Below are 14,743 nucleotides of genomic sequence, written 5' to 3' on the forward strand. Positions count from 1 at the left end.
TCTAAAGGACACCCTTCGTGCTCGGAATACCGCTCACTCTAGGGTCCGGCGAGCAGGCCTCCCGCAGCGCCCTGGCCAGGGCCTTGAACTGGGCCTCGACCACGTGGTGCGCGATCCGGCCGTAGGGCACCCGGATGTGCAGGCAGATCTGCGCCTGGGCCACGAACGACTCGAAGATGTGCCGGGTCAGCTCGGTGTCGAAGTCCCCGATCATCGGCGCCAGGCCCTCGGGCATCTCGTGCACCAGGTAGGGCCGCCCGGACAGGTCCACGACCACCTCGGCCAGGGTCTCGTCCAGCGGCACCCGGGCGTCGGCGAACCGGCGCAGGCCCGCCTTGGTCCCCAGCGCCTCGCGGAAGGCCGCGCCCAGGGCCAGCGCGGTGTCCTCGACCGTGTGGTGGCCGTCGATGTGCAGGTCGCCCTCGGTCTTCACGGTGAGGTCGAACAGGCCGTGCTTGGCCAGCTGGTGCAGCATGTGGTCGAAGAAGCCGACGCCGGTGGAGATCTCGGCCTCGCCGCTGCCGTCGAGGTCGACCTCCACCAGGACGCCGGTCTCGCCGGTCGTCCGCTCCACCCTGCCCACGCGGCTCACGATTCTCCATCCAACACGGCGAGGCTCTCCTTCAAGGCGTCCAGGAACGCCGTCGTCTCAGACTCGGTCCCGGCGGTGACCCGCAGCATGCCGGGGATGCCCACATCGCGGATCAGCACGCCGTGCTCCAGCACCTTGGCCCACAGCGCCTTCTGGTCCCCGCCCGGGACGCCGAAGAACACGAAGTTCGCATCCGACGGCACCACATGCAGACCGAGCGCGGAAAGCTCCTCGACGATCCGGTCCCGCTGCGCCTTCACCGCGTCGACCGTCCCGAGCAGCGCGCCGACGTGCTTCAGCGCGGTGCGCGCCGCGGCCTGCGTGAGCGCCGACAGGTGATACGGCAGCCGCACCAGCAGCAGCGCATCGACCACCGCCGGATCGGCGGCGAGGTAGCCGACGCGCGCCCCGGCCATGGCGAAGGCCTTCGACATGGTGCGCGTGACGATCAGCCTGGCGTTTTCGGGCAACAGCGTCAGCGCCGACGGCGTACCCGGCCGCGCGAACTCGAAGTACGCCTCGTCCACGACCACCATCGCCCCGACCTCGTCGGCCGCCTTGAGCACGGCGCGGATCACGTCCAGCTCCATCGCCGTCCCGGTCGGGTTGTTCGGCGAGGTCAGGAAGACGACGTTCGGCCGGTGCTGCTCGATCGCCGCGACGGCCTTGGCGGCGTCGAGCGTGTAGTCGCCCTCGCGCAGGCCGGAGATCCACTCGGTCGCGGTGGCCAGCGCGATCAGGCGGTGCATCGAGTAGGAGGGCTCGAAGCCGATGGCGCTGCGGCCGGGGCCTCCGAAGACCTGGAGGATCTGCTGCAGGACCTCGTTGGATCCGTTGGCGGCCCAGAGGTTCTCCGCGGTCAGGCCGTGGCCGAGATAGTCGGCCAGGTCCTTGCGCAGGTCAGTGGCGTCCCGGTCGGGATACCGGTTCAGCGTGGTCGCCGCCTCGGTGACCGCCCTGGCCAGATCCGCCACCAGCTCCGGCGGCGGACCATAAGGGTTCTCGTTCGTGTTCAGCGGATACGGCACGTCGATCTGGGGCGCGCCGTACGGCGTCAGCTCCCGCAGATCGTCCCGGATCGGCAGGTCGAGGTAGTCCACGCTCAGCCCTGCCGCTCTTCGAAGCGGGCCGTCACGGCCTCGCCGTGCGCGGGCAGGTCCTCGGCGTTGGCCAGCGCCACCACCAGCTCCGAGGCCTCGGCCAGCGCCTCGCGGGTGTAGTCCACGACGTGGATGCCGCGCAGGAAGCTCTGCACCGACAGCCCCGAGCTGTGGCAGGCGCAGCCGCCGGTGGGCAGCACGTGGTTGGAGCCGGCCAGGTAGTCGCCGAGGCTCACCGGCGCGAAGGAGCCGACGAACACCGCGCCGGCGTTGCGGACCTTGGCCGCGTCCTCCGCGGGGTTCCGGGTCTGGATCTCCAGGTGCTCGGCGGCGTAGCCGTTGGCCACGACCAGCGCGGCCTCGATGTCGTCGACCAGCACGATCGCCGACTGGCGGCCGGCCAGCGACTCGCTGATGCGCTCGGAGTGCTTGGTGGCCGCGACGCGAACCTCCAGCTCCTTCACGACCGCGTCGGCCAGCTGCTCGGAGTCGGTGACCAGCACCGCGGCGGCCAGCGGGTCGTGCTCGGCCTGGCTGATCAGGTCAGCGGCGACGATGCCGGCGTCGGCGCTGTCGTCGGCGACCACCATGATCTCGGTCGGGCCGGCCTCGGCGTCGATGCCGATGACCCCCTTGAGCAGGCGCTTGGCCGCGGCGACGTAGATGTTGCCGGGCCCGGTGACCAGGTCGGCGCGGCGGCAGACGAGGTTCCCTTCCGCATCGCCGTAGCCGTAGGCGAACATCGCGACGGCCTGCGAGCCGCCGGCGGCGTAGACCTCGTCCACGCCGAGCAGCGCGCACGCAGCCAGGATCGTCGGGTGCGGCAGGCCGCCGAACTCCTTCTGCGGCGGCGAGGCCACGGCCAGCGATCCGACCCCGGCCTCCTGCGCGGGCACCACGTTCATCACAACGGAGGACGGATACACGGCCCGGCCGCCGGGCACGTACAGCCCGACGCGGTCCACCGGCACCCAGCGCTCGGTGACCGTGCCGCCCGGCACCACCTGCGTGGTCCTCGCCTCGCGGCGCTGGTCCCGGTGCACCGTGCGGGCCCGGCGGATCGATTCCTCCAGCGCGGCCCTGACCTGCGGATCAAGCGTCTCCAGGGCCTCGGCCGGCGCCGCCTCGGGCACCTTGACGGCCGCCAGCTCGACGCCGTCGAACTTCCGTGCGTACTCGATCAGCGCCGCCTCGCCGCGATGGTGCACGTCCTCGACGATCGGGCGGACGACGGCCAGAGCCGCCTCCACGTCCAGCTCGGCCCTGGGGACCAGGGCGCGAGGATCGGTCAGAGCCGTGTCCAGAGCGCGACCGCGCAGGTCGATTCGAGTGATCACGGGACCGATTCTAGTTCGGTCACCGGCGGCGGACCGGCGCGTCCGCAGAGTGGGCACGCCGAGCCGACTGGTTCCCGGGCGGGCAGCGACTAGATTGGGTCCGTGACGACAGAGCTGCCGCTGTTCCCCCTTGGAAGCGTGCTCTTCCCGGGCGTCGTGCTCCCCCTGCACATTTTCGAGCACCGCTACCGGCAGCTGGTGCGCGACCTGTCCGCGCTGCCCGAGGGCGCCCCGCGGCGGTTCGGCGTGCTGGCCGTCAAGGACGGCCACGAGGTGGGGCGCGGCAACGTCACGGCGCTGTACGACGTGGGCTGCACCGCCGAGATCGACTCGATCGTGGAGTACGAGGACGGCCGCTTCGACATCACCACCACCGGGGTGCACCGTTTCCGCCTGGACTCCTACGACGACGACGGCCCCTACGCCCGCGGCGAGGTGGAGCTGCTCGACGAGGTCGCCGGGCCCGAGGCCGAGGTGCTGGCGCCCGGGCTGACCGCGCTGTTCCGCAAGTACCAGGGCGCGCTGTCGGAGCTGCGGGGCGTGCAGGTCGGGGCGATACCGGAACTGCCGGAGGACCCGACGGTGCTGTCGTACCTGATCGGTGCGGCCACAGTGCTGGACACCTACGAGAAGCAGCAGCTGCTGACCACGGACACGACCGTGGAGCGGCTGCACGCCGAGGCGCGGATCCTGCGCCGGGAGACCGGGATCCTGAAGAACCTGCCGTCGCTGCCGGCGGTGGATCTGCTGCGGCGGCGCAGCAGATAGGAAATGCGCCGCAGCTCATAGAGCTGCGGCGCATTTCCTATCTCAGCGTCTGAACCCTCAGCCCAGAGCCCTCAACCCTCAGCCGATCGAGTTGTCCGCCTGCGGCGCACCCGAGTTCGCACCGGGCGTCCCGTCGGGTCCGTCGCCGCCGGGGCGCGCGTCGGGCCGGCCGTTCGTCCCCGGCAGCTGCTGTGGCGGCGGCACCTGGTCCTGGACGCCGCCGGGGGCCGCACCCCCGCGGAACCCGTAGGGATCGTCGGCCGTGAAGTAGCCCCGGTGCCCGTGGTTCTGCGGCGCCGGCTTGGTGAAGGCCGCGGTCAGCGCCAGGAACAGCACCAGTCCGAGCAGCGGCGCGGCCAGGTACAGCCCCTGCGCGTGCAGGGCGACCGGCGCGTGGAAGTTGTGCCCGGCGGCGATGGTGTGCAGCACGGTCAGCGGGTCCGGCATCGACACCCAGCGCCCGATCGCGGCGGCCACCGTCGCGGCCACGAACCCGCCGAGCAGCACGCCGGCCCAGGCGCCGACGGCCGCGCCGTCCCGCTCGCCCTCGCCGTCGCGCCCGCCGAGCAGACCCCGGCGCGCCAGGAAGAAGCCGAGGACGCCCAGCAGCAGGCCCACGATCGCGGTGAAGACGAAGTAGTACCCGTCGACGCTGGCGATGCCCTTGCCCTCGGGCTCCACCAGCAGCGAGGACTGGTCGACGCCGGAGGTCACCTGCGAGACCGCGTTGGCCGGCAGCGTCAGCCAGACCGTCGGCGCGAAGCGGTACCAGGCCAGCCCGGACAGCACGCCCAGCACCGCGCCGACGACCACCAGGACGCCCGCGACCAGCAGGTCCGGCAGCCACTGGAGCAGCGTCAGCGACAGCGGCCGGCCCGGTGCCGCTGGAGCTGGAGCGCCGCCGTACCCGGCCGGACCTCCCGGTCCGCCCACCGGTCCGCCCACCGGCCTGCCCACCGGTCCGCCGGCGCCGGCCGCCGGCGGGGGCGGCGGCATACCCGGCAGCCCTTGCGCGCTCTGCGGTTCCTCAAAGGGGTTCCGCCACGGCGAGGAACCCGGGCCCTGCCCATCGGCAGTCGGCGAAGTCTGGTCGTTCATCGTCCATCAGCTTTTCATGCCGCGCCCCATCCTGGCAGCCGGGAGGGGCGGATGATGCCGAAGTGGGCCGCCGGGGCCCGCGGCGGAGGGCACTGCTGGCACGATTGCCCCATGGCAGCGAAGAACCGTCAGGCGACCGGCACGCCGGCCACCGCCCTGCTCAGCAAGGAAGGCGTGGAGTTCAGCGTCCACACCTACGACCACGACCCGGCGGCGGCCTCCTACGGCCGCGAGGCGGCGGACGTGATGGGCGTCGAGCCCGAGCGCGTCTTCAAGACCCTGGTCGCGGACGTCGACGGCGACCTGACCGTGGCCGTGGTCCCGGTCTCGGGCTCGCTGGACCTCAAGGCGCTGGCCACCGCGGTCGGCGGCAAGAAGGCCGCGATGGCCGACCCGGCGGCCGTGACCCGCACCACCGGCTACGTCCTGGGCGGCGTCTCGCCCCTGGGCCAGCGCAAGCAGTTGCCGACCGTGGTCGACGAGACCGCGCTGCTGTTCGACACCGTGTTCTGCTCGGCCGGCAAGCGCGGGATGGAGATCGAGCTGGCGCCGGAGGAACTGGTGCGGCTGACCGGCGCGGTGGTGGCGGAGATCGGGCGGGAGGGGTAGGCGGGCAGCCCGGCGGGCCGGGCCTCAGCCGCTCAGCTGTCAGCCCTCTGCCGTGTGCCTCAGCGGCCTGCCTCAGCCGCCTGCCTCCGCCGCCACCTCCACCCTGGTCCCCCGCAGCACGGCGTACACCACCGAGAACGCCACGATCGCCTCGGCCCACAGGAACACGGTGTAGTCCAGCAGGCAGCCGATCGGCGGCTGCCCCGGCGCCGTGTTCCGGTAGCCGGCCAGCGCGAACAGCGACGCGGCCATCCAGCCCAGGCCCGGCCACACCATGCCCAGGCGGCGGTGGCCCATCACCAGGGCGCCGGTCAGGACCGCCAGGGCCAGGGACCACATGATCACGTACATCAGCCACACCATCGCGAACGTGCCGCGGGTGCGGCGCAGCTGGACGTCGAAGCCGGGGGCGTAGACGTCGCCGTTCGCCTTCTCGCGGGTCACGAAGCCCGGGTCGGAGTCGATGATCGCCAGCGTGGTGGGGACCGGATGGCCGGCGACGTCGGCGGCGAAGCGGATGGTGGTCGTGTAGCGGTCGAAGGGGTAGTCGGCGATGTCGCCGCCGACCAGGTCCAGCAGCGTGTCCTGGGCCACGATGCGCTTGCCGGCCGGGAAGGTGAGCTCGCCGGTGGACAGCGAGGAGGTGCTGACGGTCACGTCCTGCTTCGGGTACACGCCGCTGTCGTCCTCGGCGTACTTGCCCGCGACGCTGACGAACACCCGCAGGTCGGCGTCGTTGCGGGCGGCGGTGACGTGGTTGATGGTGGCCACGATGTCCACGCGGTCCGGCGTGCTGGTCGCCCCGGCCTCGAAGCCGCTGTGCCGGCCGCCGCGGTCCAGGTGCGACAGGTACACGCCGATCAGCGTGGCCAGCGCCACCAGCAGCACCGCGCCGGCCATCGCCGCCCAGGTGCGGGGGTGGGCCGGCGGCCACCACCAGTCCGTCCTCTTCGCCACGGACCAAGTCAACCGCCGTGATCGCCCGGCGCTCGGCAGCAACGCCGCAGGGCCCTGGAATCAGCCCGCTGCGGCTACCGCCGAATCAGCCCACTGCCCCACGGCAGCGCTGGGACGACCGCCGCGGCTACCGCCGAATCAGCTCTCCGAGGCGATGACATCCAGCGCGTGCTGCAGATCATCCGGGTACCGGCTCTCGAACTGCACCCAGTCCCCGGTCCCGGGATGCTCGAAGCCCAGGCTCACCGCGTGCAGCCACTGCCGGCCCAGCCCCAGCCGCTCCCCCAGCTTCGGGTCGGCGCCGTACTGCAGGTCGCCGACGCAGGGGTGCCGCAGCGCCGCCATGTGCACCCGGATCTGGTGCGTCCGGCCGGTCTCCAGCTTGATGGCCAGCAGCGTGGCCGCGCGGTAGGCCTCGATCGTCTCGTAGTGCGTGACGCTGTCCTTGCCGTCCCGGACCACCGCGAACTTGTAGTCGTGGTGCGGGTGCCGGCCGATCGGGGCGTCCACGGTCCCGCGCATCGGGTCCGGGTGCCCCTGCACCAGGGTGTGGTAGCGCTTGTCCACGGTCCGGTCCCGGAACGCCTGCTTGAGCAGCGTGTACGCGCGCTCGGACTTGGCCACCACCATCAGCCCGCTGGTCCCGACGTCCAGCCGGTGCACGACGCCCTGCCGCTCGGAGGCCCCGGAGGTGGAGATCCGGTACCCGGCCGCGGCCAGCCCGCCGACGACCGTGGTCCCCAGCCAGCCCGGGCTCGGGTGCGCCGCGACGCCGACCGGCTTGTCGACGACGACGATGTCCTCGTCGTCGTGCACGATCCGCATGCCCTCGACGGCCTCGGCCTTCACCGCCACCGGGTCGACGGCCGGCGGCAGCTCGATCTCCAGCCACGACCCGCCGCGCACCCGGTCGGACTTGCCGGCCTCGGCGCCGTCCACCCGCACCCGGCCGTCCGCGGCCAGTTCGGCGGCGCGGGTGCGCGACAGACCGAACATGCGGGCCAGCGCGGCGTCGAGGCGCTCGCCCTCGAGGCCGTCCGGGATGGGGAGGCTGCGGAGATCAGACATGGCCACCATTATCCGGCAGCGTCGTCCCCGTCCTTGACGTCCTTGTGCCGGGTGCCGTCCGGCTGCATGCCGAGGAAGGACAGCAGCACCATCAGGCAGCCGCCGACCACGATCGAGCTGTCCGCGAGGTTGAACACCGGGAAGTCGTAGTGCACCAGCGGGAACGTCGGGAACTGCAGGAAGTCCACCACGTCGCCGCGGCCCACGCCGGGCGAGCGGAACAGCCGGTCGCTCAGGTTGCCCAGCGCGCCGCCGAGCAGCAGCCCGAGCGCGATGGCCCACGGCAGCGAGCGCAGATTGCGCGACACCCGCAGGATCACGAACACCACCGCCGCGGCGATGATGGTGAACACCCAGGTCTGGCCCTCGCCGATGGAGAAGGCCGCGCCGGAGTTGCGGATCAGGGTGATGTTCAGGAAGCCGCCGGGGACGTGGACCGGGCCGCGGTCCTGCATCTGCGCGACCACGATCGCCTTGCTGGTCACGTCGATGATCAGGGCGAGCGCCGCGAACAGCAGCACGATGCCGATCCGGCGCTTGCGGCGCGGGGCCTCGGCGGTCACATCCGCCCCAGCGACCTCGGCGCTCTGGGCGTTCTCGGTCTCGGCGTTCTCGGTCTCGGCGCTCTCGGCCGGGGAATCCGGCCCGGAGCCACCCGAGGTGCCGGCACCCTCATCGCTCTCGTCGACGATCCCGGCCACGTCCTCGGCCACCTCTGAATCCGCACGTACTTCTGAAGCCACGCGCACACCCTACCTTCGCGGCAGACCCGGGGAAGCTCGATCACCGAGAAGATCGCGGCCGGGCCCGGCACACGCCGGGCACACGGACGTCCTCACAGCCCTATGGCCTACCTACAGGCCACGCCTACGGGCCACCTACGGCTCAGCGCCGCTCCTGCTTCTGCTTGCAGCTCATGCACAGCGTGGCCCGCGGGAACGCCTGCAGCCGGTACTTGCCGACCGGCTCGCCGCAGGACTCGCACACCCCGTAGGTCCCGGCGGCCAGCCGCGCCAGCGCCCGCTCGGTCTGCTGGAGCATCTCCCGGGCGTTGTTCGCTATGGCCATCTCGTGCTCGCGCTCGAAGTTCTTGGTCCCGGCGTCGGCCTGGTCGTCGCCGGCCCCCTCGCCGGAGTCCCGCAGCAGGTCGGCGATGCCGGTCTCGGCGATGCTGATCTCCCGGCGCAGGCGGGCGGCGTCGCCCTCGAGCTCGGCCTGCAGCTCGCCGACCTCCTCGGTGGTCCACGGGTCCTCACCGGACCGGTACGGCGGCAGCCCGCCGACGCCGGCCATCGTCTCGGTGATCTGCGTGACCGTCATGGGCGTCTCCTTCTGCGCGGCGGCGGCTTCCGGCGCCGGGGTCTTCACTGAAGTCTGCACAGCTGAGGTCTTAGCTGGCGTTTTGGCCGATCCGGGCTTGCCCGAAACCTTGCCCGCCACCGGGCCCGAAACCGAAGCGGCCGGCCCGCTCGCCGACCGCCTCGCCTCACCGGCGCCGGATCGGCGGGTCGGCGGCGCCGCGGTGGCGCCGGTCGCGGCCCGAGTCGGCGTGGGCACCGCCTTGCCGGCCGCCTTGCCCTTCACCGAGACCGCCGGCGCGGCCGTCGCGGCGTGCGTGGCCCCCGTGGCCGCCTCTGATGCCTTCGTCCTACTCGTCGTCACGGCCGTCATCCTCGCTCTCTGACGTGGCGGCGCAGCGCACTCTTCCCGAGTGTCACAACCCGTCCGCCCCCAACTCACACGCGACGTGTAGCGTGCCCGCACCGAGCCCCCGCTAATCACGCTTCGTGAGGGGAGAAACGTCCCAACCCGCCCACCAGTTCCCGTCGAACACATGCGCACCAAACATTCACTCGTTCGGGCTAAGTACTCGGCGCGAGCAGCCACAGCGGGTATTCCGCGGGCGTCCGCCCGGTTCAACCGAGCAGGTCCCGCACCAGCTCGCGCAAGGTTTCCGGGTCTTCCGAAGAAACACCTAAGACTTTGTCGCGCGAGGTGGCTCCGGTGATCAACACGACCGAGCGACGGGGCATTCCCAGGGCTCCGGCGACCGCCCGGAGCGCCGCCTCGGTCGCCGCGCCGTCGACCGCCTTGGCCGTGACGGCCACGATGAGTGACCGATCACCGTGCCGTCCGCCGACCCGCGTGCGGGAGCTCCCGGGCTTCACTCGAATTGGAATTCGGAGCTCCTCCATACCGCTTACAATGACACGAGTACCCGAGCAGGCAGCGACGGGACGAGTAGCGCGGCGGGAAAGCCTCAGCGATCCGGGGACGGTGCGAGCCCGGAGGCGGACGCCGCGCGAAAATCACCCCCGAGCCGCCGGAAGAAAGGGCCCCAGCCCGAGTAGAACCGGCCGGATACCAATGAAGTGGACATACCGTTGACCACGGTGTGTCAAGGAGGGTGGTACCGCGGTACCGGCCCCCTTATATAGAGAGCGGCTCTGTATAGGGAGTGCCAGTGTCGTCCCTTCGTCGGTTTTGAGACCTACGACGAAGGAAGGCACCGCGGTCATGACTGCGCCCGATCCGAGGCTGTACCGCCCCGTCAACGCCCAGCTCGATCTCCCGGCGATGGACGCCGAGATCATCGACTTCTGGCGCGGCGCCGCGATCTTCGACAAGAGCCTCGAGGCCACCGAGGGCGCCCCCCGCTGGACCTTCTACGAGGGCCCGCCGACCGCCAACGGCCGCCCCGGCACCCACCACGTCGAGGCCCGCGTCTTCAAGGACGTCTTCCCGCGCTTCAAGACCATGCAGGGCCACCGCGTGGACCGCAAGGCCGGCTGGGACTGCCACGGCCTGCCGGTGGAGCTGGCCGTGGAGGCCGAGCTGGGCTTCACCAACAAGCAGGACATCGAGGCCTACGGCATCGCCGAGTTCAACGCCAAGTGCCGCGAGTCGGTGCAGCGCCACGTGAGCGCCTTCGAGAAGCTCACCGAGCGCATGGGCTACTGGGTCAACACCGACGAGGCGTACTGGACGATGAACCCGTCCTACGTGGAGTCGGTGTGGTGGTCCCTGAAGCAGATCTTCGACAAGGGCCTGCTGGTCCAGGACCACCGGGTGGCGCCGTACTGCCCGCGCTGCGGCACCGGCCTGTCCGACCACGAGCTGGCGCAGGGCTATGAGACCGTCGTGGACCCCTCGGTCTACGTCCGCTTCCCGCTGACCTCCGGGCCGCTGGCCGGGAACACCTCGCTGCTGGTCTGGACGACCACGCCCTGGACCCTGGTCTCCAACACCGCGGTCGCCGCGCACCCGGAGGTCACCTACGTGGTGGCCACCGACGGCGCCGAGCGCGTGGTCGTCGCCGAGCCCCTGCTGGCCGCGGCGCTCGGCGAGGGCTGGGAGCGCACCGGCGAGTCGTTCACCGGCGCCCAGATGGAGCGCTGGACCTACCAGCGCCCGTTCGAGCTCGTCGACGTCCCGGACGCGCACTTCGTCGTGCTGGCCGACTACGTCACCACCGAGGACGGCACCGGCCTGGTCCACCAGGCCCCGGCCTTCGGCGCCGACGACCTGGCCACCTGCAAGAAGTACGACCTGCCGGTGGTGAACCCGATCCGCGGCGACGGCACCTTCGAGGAGTCGGTGCCGATGGTCGGCGGCGTCTTCTTCAAGAAGGCCGACGAGGTCCTGACCTCGGACCTGCGCGAGCGCGGCGTGCTGTTCAAGCACCTGGAGTACGAGCACAGCTACCCGCACTGCTGGCGCTGCCACACCGCGCTGCTCTACTACGCGCAGCCGGCCTGGTACATCCGCACCACCGCGTTGAAGGACGCGATGATGCGCGAGAACGACGCCGCCAACTGGTTCCCGGACAACGTCAAGTACGGCCGCTTCGGCGACTGGCTGAACAACAACATCGACTGGTCGCTGTCCCGCAAGCGCTACTGGGGCACGCCGCTGCCGCTGTGGGTCTGCGAGGACGGCCATGTGACCGCCGTCGGCTCGCTCGCGGAGCTGGGCGAGCTGTCCGGCCAGGACGTGTCGAACCTGGACCCGCACCGGCCGTTCGTGGACGACGTCACGATGCCCTGCCCGCAGTGTGCTGTGACTCCCAAGACGGCCACCCGCGTGCCCGAGGTCATCGACGGCTGGTACGACTCCGGCTCGATGCCGTTCGCGCAGCACGGCTACCCCTACGTCGAGGGCTCCAAGGAGAAGTTCGACAACGCCTACCCGGCCGACTTCATCGCCGAGGCCATCGACCAGACCCGCGGCTGGTTCTACTCGCTGCTGGCGGTCGGCACCCTGGTGTTCGACAAGTCCTCGTACAAGAACGTCCTGTGCCTGGGCCACATCCTGGCCGAGGACGGCCGCAAGATGTCCAAGCACCTGGGCAACATCCTGGAGCCGATCCCGCTGATGGACCAGCACGGCGCGGACGCCGTGCGCTGGTTCATGCTGGCCGGCGGCTCGCCGTGGTCGGCCCGCCGGGTCGGGCACGCGACCATCCAGGAAGTGGTCCGCAAGACCCTGCTGACCTACTGGAACACGGTGTCCTTCCAGGCGCTGTACGGCCGCACCGCCGGCTGGTCGCCCTCGGAGTCGGACCCGAAGCCGGCCGAGCGCCCGGCGCTGGACCGCTGGGTCCTGTCCGAGCTCAACGTCCTGGTCCGCGACGTCACCGCGGCGATGGACGAGTTCGACACGCTCAAGGTCGGCAAGCTCCTGTCCGCCTTCGTCGACGACCTGTCCAACTGGTACGTCCGCCGCGCCCGCCGCCGCTTCTGGAACGCCGACCCGGCCGCCCTGGCCACACTGCACGAGGCGCTGGAGGCCGTGACCAAGCTGATGGCCCCGATGGTCCCGTTCATCACCGAGCGGGTGTGGCAGGACCTGGTCCGCCCGGTCGCCCCGGAGGCGCCGGAGTCGGTGCACCTGGCCGCCTGGCCGGTCGTGGACGAGGCGCTGGTCGACCCGGAGCTGGCCGAGCAGATGGCGCTCACCCGCCGCCTGGTCGAGCTGGGCCGCGCCACCCGCGCGGACTCCGGCGTGAAGACCCGCCAGCCGCTGTCCCGGGCCCTGGTCGGGGCCCCGGGCTGGGGCGCGCTGCCCGAGGAGCTGCGCGCGCAGCTCCTGGAGGAGCTGAACGTGGTCACCACCTCGCCGCTTGCCGACGCCGGCGGGGACCTGATCGATTACAGCGCCAAGGGCAACTTCCGCTCGCTCGGCGCCCGCTTCGCCAAGCGCACGCCGCTGGTCGCCGCGGCCATCGCCGCCGCCGACGCCGCGGTCCTGGCCGGCGCGCTGCGCTCGCAGGGCTCGGCGACGGTCGTGGTGGAGGGCGAGGAGGTGACGGTGGCCCCCGAGGAGGTCATCGTCACCGAGACCCCCCGCGAGGGCTGGGCCGTGGCCACCTCCGGCGGCGAGACCATCGCCCTGGACCTGCACGTCACCCCCGAGCTGCGCCGCGCCGGCCTGGCCCGCGACGTGGTGCGCTTCCTGCAGGAGACGCGCAAGGCCACCGGCCTGGACGTCGCCGACCGCATCACCCTGGTCTGGGAGGTCCTGGACGGCTCCGAGGCCGGCGCCGAGACCGCCGAGGCCGTGCGCGAGCACGCGACGATGATCGCCGACGAGGTCCTGGCCCTGGCCTTCGCCGAGGGCCCGGTCCCGGCCGCCGAGGACCCGGCCGAGCTGGCGAAGCTGCAGGCCGCGATCGCCGCGGACGAGGACCTGGGGCTGAAGTTCCGGATCGCTAAGGCCGGCTGACAGAGCAGGCTGACGAAAGCAGGCTGACGAAAGCAGGCTACGAAGGCGCGCGCCGCCGGATCCCGTGCGGGATCCGGCGGCGCGCTTCTACACTTCCGCGAATGCATCTCTTCGCCCCGGGCACGCGCATACGCCGCCGGGAAGTACTCCACGGCGAGCTGTGGATGGAGCACCCTGTCACGGTCGTCTCCGACGACGGCGACGTGCTCGCCGTCCGGCTCGATCCGGGCTCGCCGTTCACATTTCCCGATCATCCGCACGGTCCGCATCCATGGAGCTCGCACAGCGCGTGGGCCTCGTCGGTGGTCCTGCAGCTCCACAAGACAGACGCCGCATACGGAGTGTGGAAGTTCTTCGCGGCCGACGGCACCTTCCTGCACTGGTACATCAACTTCGAGGCGCCCATCGTCCGGCACCCGGACGCGTTCGACACCGATGACCACGGCCTGGACCTGATCGTCCACCCCGACGGCAGCCGCACGTGGAAGGACGTCCAGGACCTGCACTGGCAGCGCGCCGAGGGCCGCATCGACCTCGCCACGGTCGGCCGGGTCCTGGAGGCCGCCGCGGAGGTGACAGGCTTCTTGGACGCCGGTACCGCGTGGTGGGCCGCGTGGGCGGAGTGGAGTCCGGACCGGGGCCCGGACCACCCCGCCCCGGTCCTCAGTTGATCGGGATATCCCGGATCAGGATGATCCCCGCCATGATCCCGTTCACCCCGACCGCCTGCGTCCAGTAGGCGTTCAGCGTCGAGCCGGCGGCCGGGGCGTCGACCACGAAGTCGCCGACCAGCGGCTGGCCCGGGTCGATGTTCCCGTCGGAGCTGCCGGCGCCGAGGGTCCACAGCGAGTCGAAGTTGTCCATGTTCAGGTCGTTGCCCGAGGCGTCCAGGACCGCCCCGCCGGTGAACACGCCCTCGTTCATCGACACCTGCTGGCCGCTGTCGTTGGCGATGTCCAGGTGGATCACGATCTTGCCGCTGTTGCGCGCGGCCCTGAGCTTGACGGTCAGCGCGTGCCCGGCCGCCGCGCCCTTCGGCCAGGTGGCGGTCACCGACTTGTCGGGGTTCACCACCTGGTCGATCGGCTCGGCGTCGGCCAGCTGGCCCTGCGGGGTCCAGCCGCCGGTGGCCGGCGCCGTGGCCGGCGCCGTGGTGGGCGCCGGCGGCGCGGACGTGGCGTTGGTGTCGGAAGCCGTGGCCGTGAGCGACTCGGTGAGCACATCGCCGGTGGTCGGCGCCGTCGCGGTCCCGGTCGGCGGAGCCGTCGGGCTGCTGCTCGCCGTTCCCGTCGGACCCGTCGGTCCCGCCGGCCCCGCGACCGTGCCGCTGCTCGCACAGCCCTGAAGCGCCGCCGCCGTGATCGCGGCAACGCATATTCCTGTCATATTCCGCATTTGCCGACGGCGCGGCGAGAACACAGTCATCATCCCCCCGGAAGTCCCCATGGTTCTGATTCTGCCGTCAGCGGGCTTATTCGGTAAAGCCGTGT

At 71.5% G+C, this 14,743-nt stretch carries 16 protein-coding genes; 6 read left to right on the forward strand and 10 right to left on the reverse strand.

Annotation, left to right across the window (positions count from 1 at the left end; translation table 11 throughout):
• Position 1: 1 nt before the first annotated feature.
• The 3 genes from hisB to hisD are packed head-to-tail and all read right to left on the reverse strand — an operon-like array spanning position 2 to position 3,029.
• A complete protein-coding gene (gene hisB, locus ABH926_RS03795) occupies positions 2–592 on the reverse strand; it encodes an imidazoleglycerol-phosphate dehydratase HisB (protein ID WP_370363870.1) in 591 nt (196 codons plus the stop codon).
• Entirely contained in the window at positions 589–1,692 is a 1,104-nt protein-coding gene (locus ABH926_RS03800; RefSeq protein WP_370363871.1) for a histidinol-phosphate transaminase, read from the reverse strand. Before ABH926_RS03800 ends, hisB begins: the two co-directional genes overlap by 4 nt.
• Positions 1,693–1,694: 2 nt before the next feature.
• Positions 1,695–3,029, reverse strand: a complete 1,335-nt coding sequence (gene hisD / locus ABH926_RS03805; RefSeq protein ID WP_370363872.1) for a histidinol dehydrogenase — start codon at positions 3,027–3,029, stop codon at positions 1,695–1,697.
• Positions 3,030–3,131: 102 nt separating this feature from the next.
• Here hisD and ABH926_RS03810 point away from each other — a divergent pair, with 102 nt between their 5' ends.
• Positions 3,132–3,797: an LON peptidase substrate-binding domain-containing protein gene (locus ABH926_RS03810; RefSeq protein ID WP_370363874.1), complete on the forward strand. Its 666-nt coding sequence runs from the start codon at positions 3,132–3,134 to the stop codon at positions 3,795–3,797.
• Between the two features lie 78 nt (positions 3,798–3,875).
• Here ABH926_RS03810 and ABH926_RS03815 read toward each other — a convergent pair whose 3' ends face one another.
• On the reverse strand, positions 3,876–4,895 hold the full coding sequence (locus ABH926_RS03815; protein WP_370363875.1) for a hypothetical protein: 1,020 nt from the start codon (positions 4,893–4,895) through the stop codon (positions 3,876–3,878).
• Positions 4,896–5,006: 111 nt separating this feature from the next.
• On the opposite strand from ABH926_RS03815, the gene ybaK reads away from it, so the two are divergent.
• Complete coding sequence (gene ybaK, locus ABH926_RS03820) at positions 5,007–5,504, forward strand: Cys-tRNA(Pro) deacylase (protein WP_370363876.1); 498 nt, start codon at positions 5,007–5,009, stop codon at positions 5,502–5,504.
• A 72-nt stretch (positions 5,505–5,576) separates the two neighbouring features.
• On the opposite strand, the gene ABH926_RS03825 is transcribed toward ybaK, so the two are convergent.
• From ABH926_RS03825 to ABH926_RS03840, 4 genes are all read right to left on the reverse strand, one after another.
• The gene (locus tag ABH926_RS03825; protein ID WP_370363877.1) at positions 5,577–6,461 is read right to left on the reverse strand and encodes a DUF4436 family protein; all 885 of its coding nucleotides are present in this window, start codon (positions 6,459–6,461) and stop codon (positions 5,577–5,579) included.
• Positions 6,462–6,599: 138 nt separating this feature from the next.
• Positions 6,600–7,538 carry an RluA family pseudouridine synthase gene (locus ABH926_RS03830; protein ID WP_370363878.1) on the reverse strand — a complete coding sequence of 313 codons (939 nt, stop codon included), beginning with the start codon at positions 7,536–7,538 and terminating at the stop codon, positions 6,600–6,602.
• Positions 7,538–8,272 carry a signal peptidase II gene (lspA, locus tag ABH926_RS03835; RefSeq protein WP_370363879.1) on the reverse strand — a complete coding sequence of 245 codons (735 nt, stop codon included), beginning with the start codon at positions 8,270–8,272 and terminating at the stop codon, positions 7,538–7,540. The genes ABH926_RS03830 and lspA overlap by 1 nt, the downstream gene beginning before the upstream one ends.
• Before the next feature lie 142 nt (positions 8,273–8,414).
• Positions 8,415–8,849, reverse strand: a complete 435-nt coding sequence (locus ABH926_RS03840; protein WP_370363880.1) for a TraR/DksA family transcriptional regulator — start codon at positions 8,847–8,849, stop codon at positions 8,415–8,417.
• On the opposite strand from ABH926_RS03840, the gene ABH926_RS03845 reads away from it, so the two are divergent.
• Positions 8,839–9,213: a hypothetical protein gene (locus ABH926_RS03845; protein WP_370363881.1), complete on the forward strand. Its 375-nt coding sequence runs from the start codon at positions 8,839–8,841 to the stop codon at positions 9,211–9,213. The two genes, ABH926_RS03840 and ABH926_RS03845, sit on opposite strands and share 11 nt — an antisense overlap.
• Before the next feature lie 232 nt (positions 9,214–9,445).
• On the opposite strand, the gene ABH926_RS03850 is transcribed toward ABH926_RS03845, so the two are convergent.
• On the reverse strand, positions 9,446–9,724 hold the full coding sequence (locus ABH926_RS03850; protein WP_370363882.1) for a DUF167 domain-containing protein: 279 nt from the start codon (positions 9,722–9,724) through the stop codon (positions 9,446–9,448).
• Positions 9,725–10,046: 322 nt separating this feature from the next.
• Here ABH926_RS03850 and ileS point away from each other — a divergent pair, with 322 nt between their 5' ends.
• Positions 10,047–13,253 carry an isoleucine--tRNA ligase gene (gene ileS, locus ABH926_RS03855; RefSeq protein WP_370363883.1) on the forward strand — a complete coding sequence of 1,069 codons (3,207 nt, stop codon included), beginning with the start codon at positions 10,047–10,049 and terminating at the stop codon, positions 13,251–13,253.
• Positions 13,254–13,354: 101 nt separating this feature from the next.
• The gene (locus ABH926_RS03860) at positions 13,355–13,924 is read left to right on the forward strand and encodes a DUF402 domain-containing protein (protein ID WP_370363884.1); all 570 of its coding nucleotides are present in this window, start codon (positions 13,355–13,357) and stop codon (positions 13,922–13,924) included.
• Here the strand turns inward: ABH926_RS03860 and ABH926_RS03865 are convergent.
• Positions 13,917–14,474 carry a hypothetical protein gene (locus tag ABH926_RS03865; protein ID WP_370363885.1) on the reverse strand — a complete coding sequence of 186 codons (558 nt, stop codon included), beginning with the start codon at positions 14,472–14,474 and terminating at the stop codon, positions 13,917–13,919. The two genes, ABH926_RS03860 and ABH926_RS03865, sit on opposite strands and share 8 nt — an antisense overlap.
• On the opposite strand from ABH926_RS03865, the gene ABH926_RS03870 reads away from it, so the two are divergent.
• Positions 14,467–14,598: a hypothetical protein gene (locus ABH926_RS03870; protein WP_370363886.1), complete on the forward strand. Its 132-nt coding sequence runs from the start codon at positions 14,467–14,469 to the stop codon at positions 14,596–14,598. The genes ABH926_RS03865 and ABH926_RS03870 overlap by 8 nt on opposite strands.
• The last annotated feature ends 145 nt before the right edge of the window (positions 14,599–14,743 follow it).

Origin of the sequence: Catenulispora sp. GP43 (assembly GCF_041260665.1) — a bacterium.
Lineage (GTDB): Bacteria > Actinomycetota > Actinomycetes > Streptomycetales > Catenulisporaceae > Catenulispora.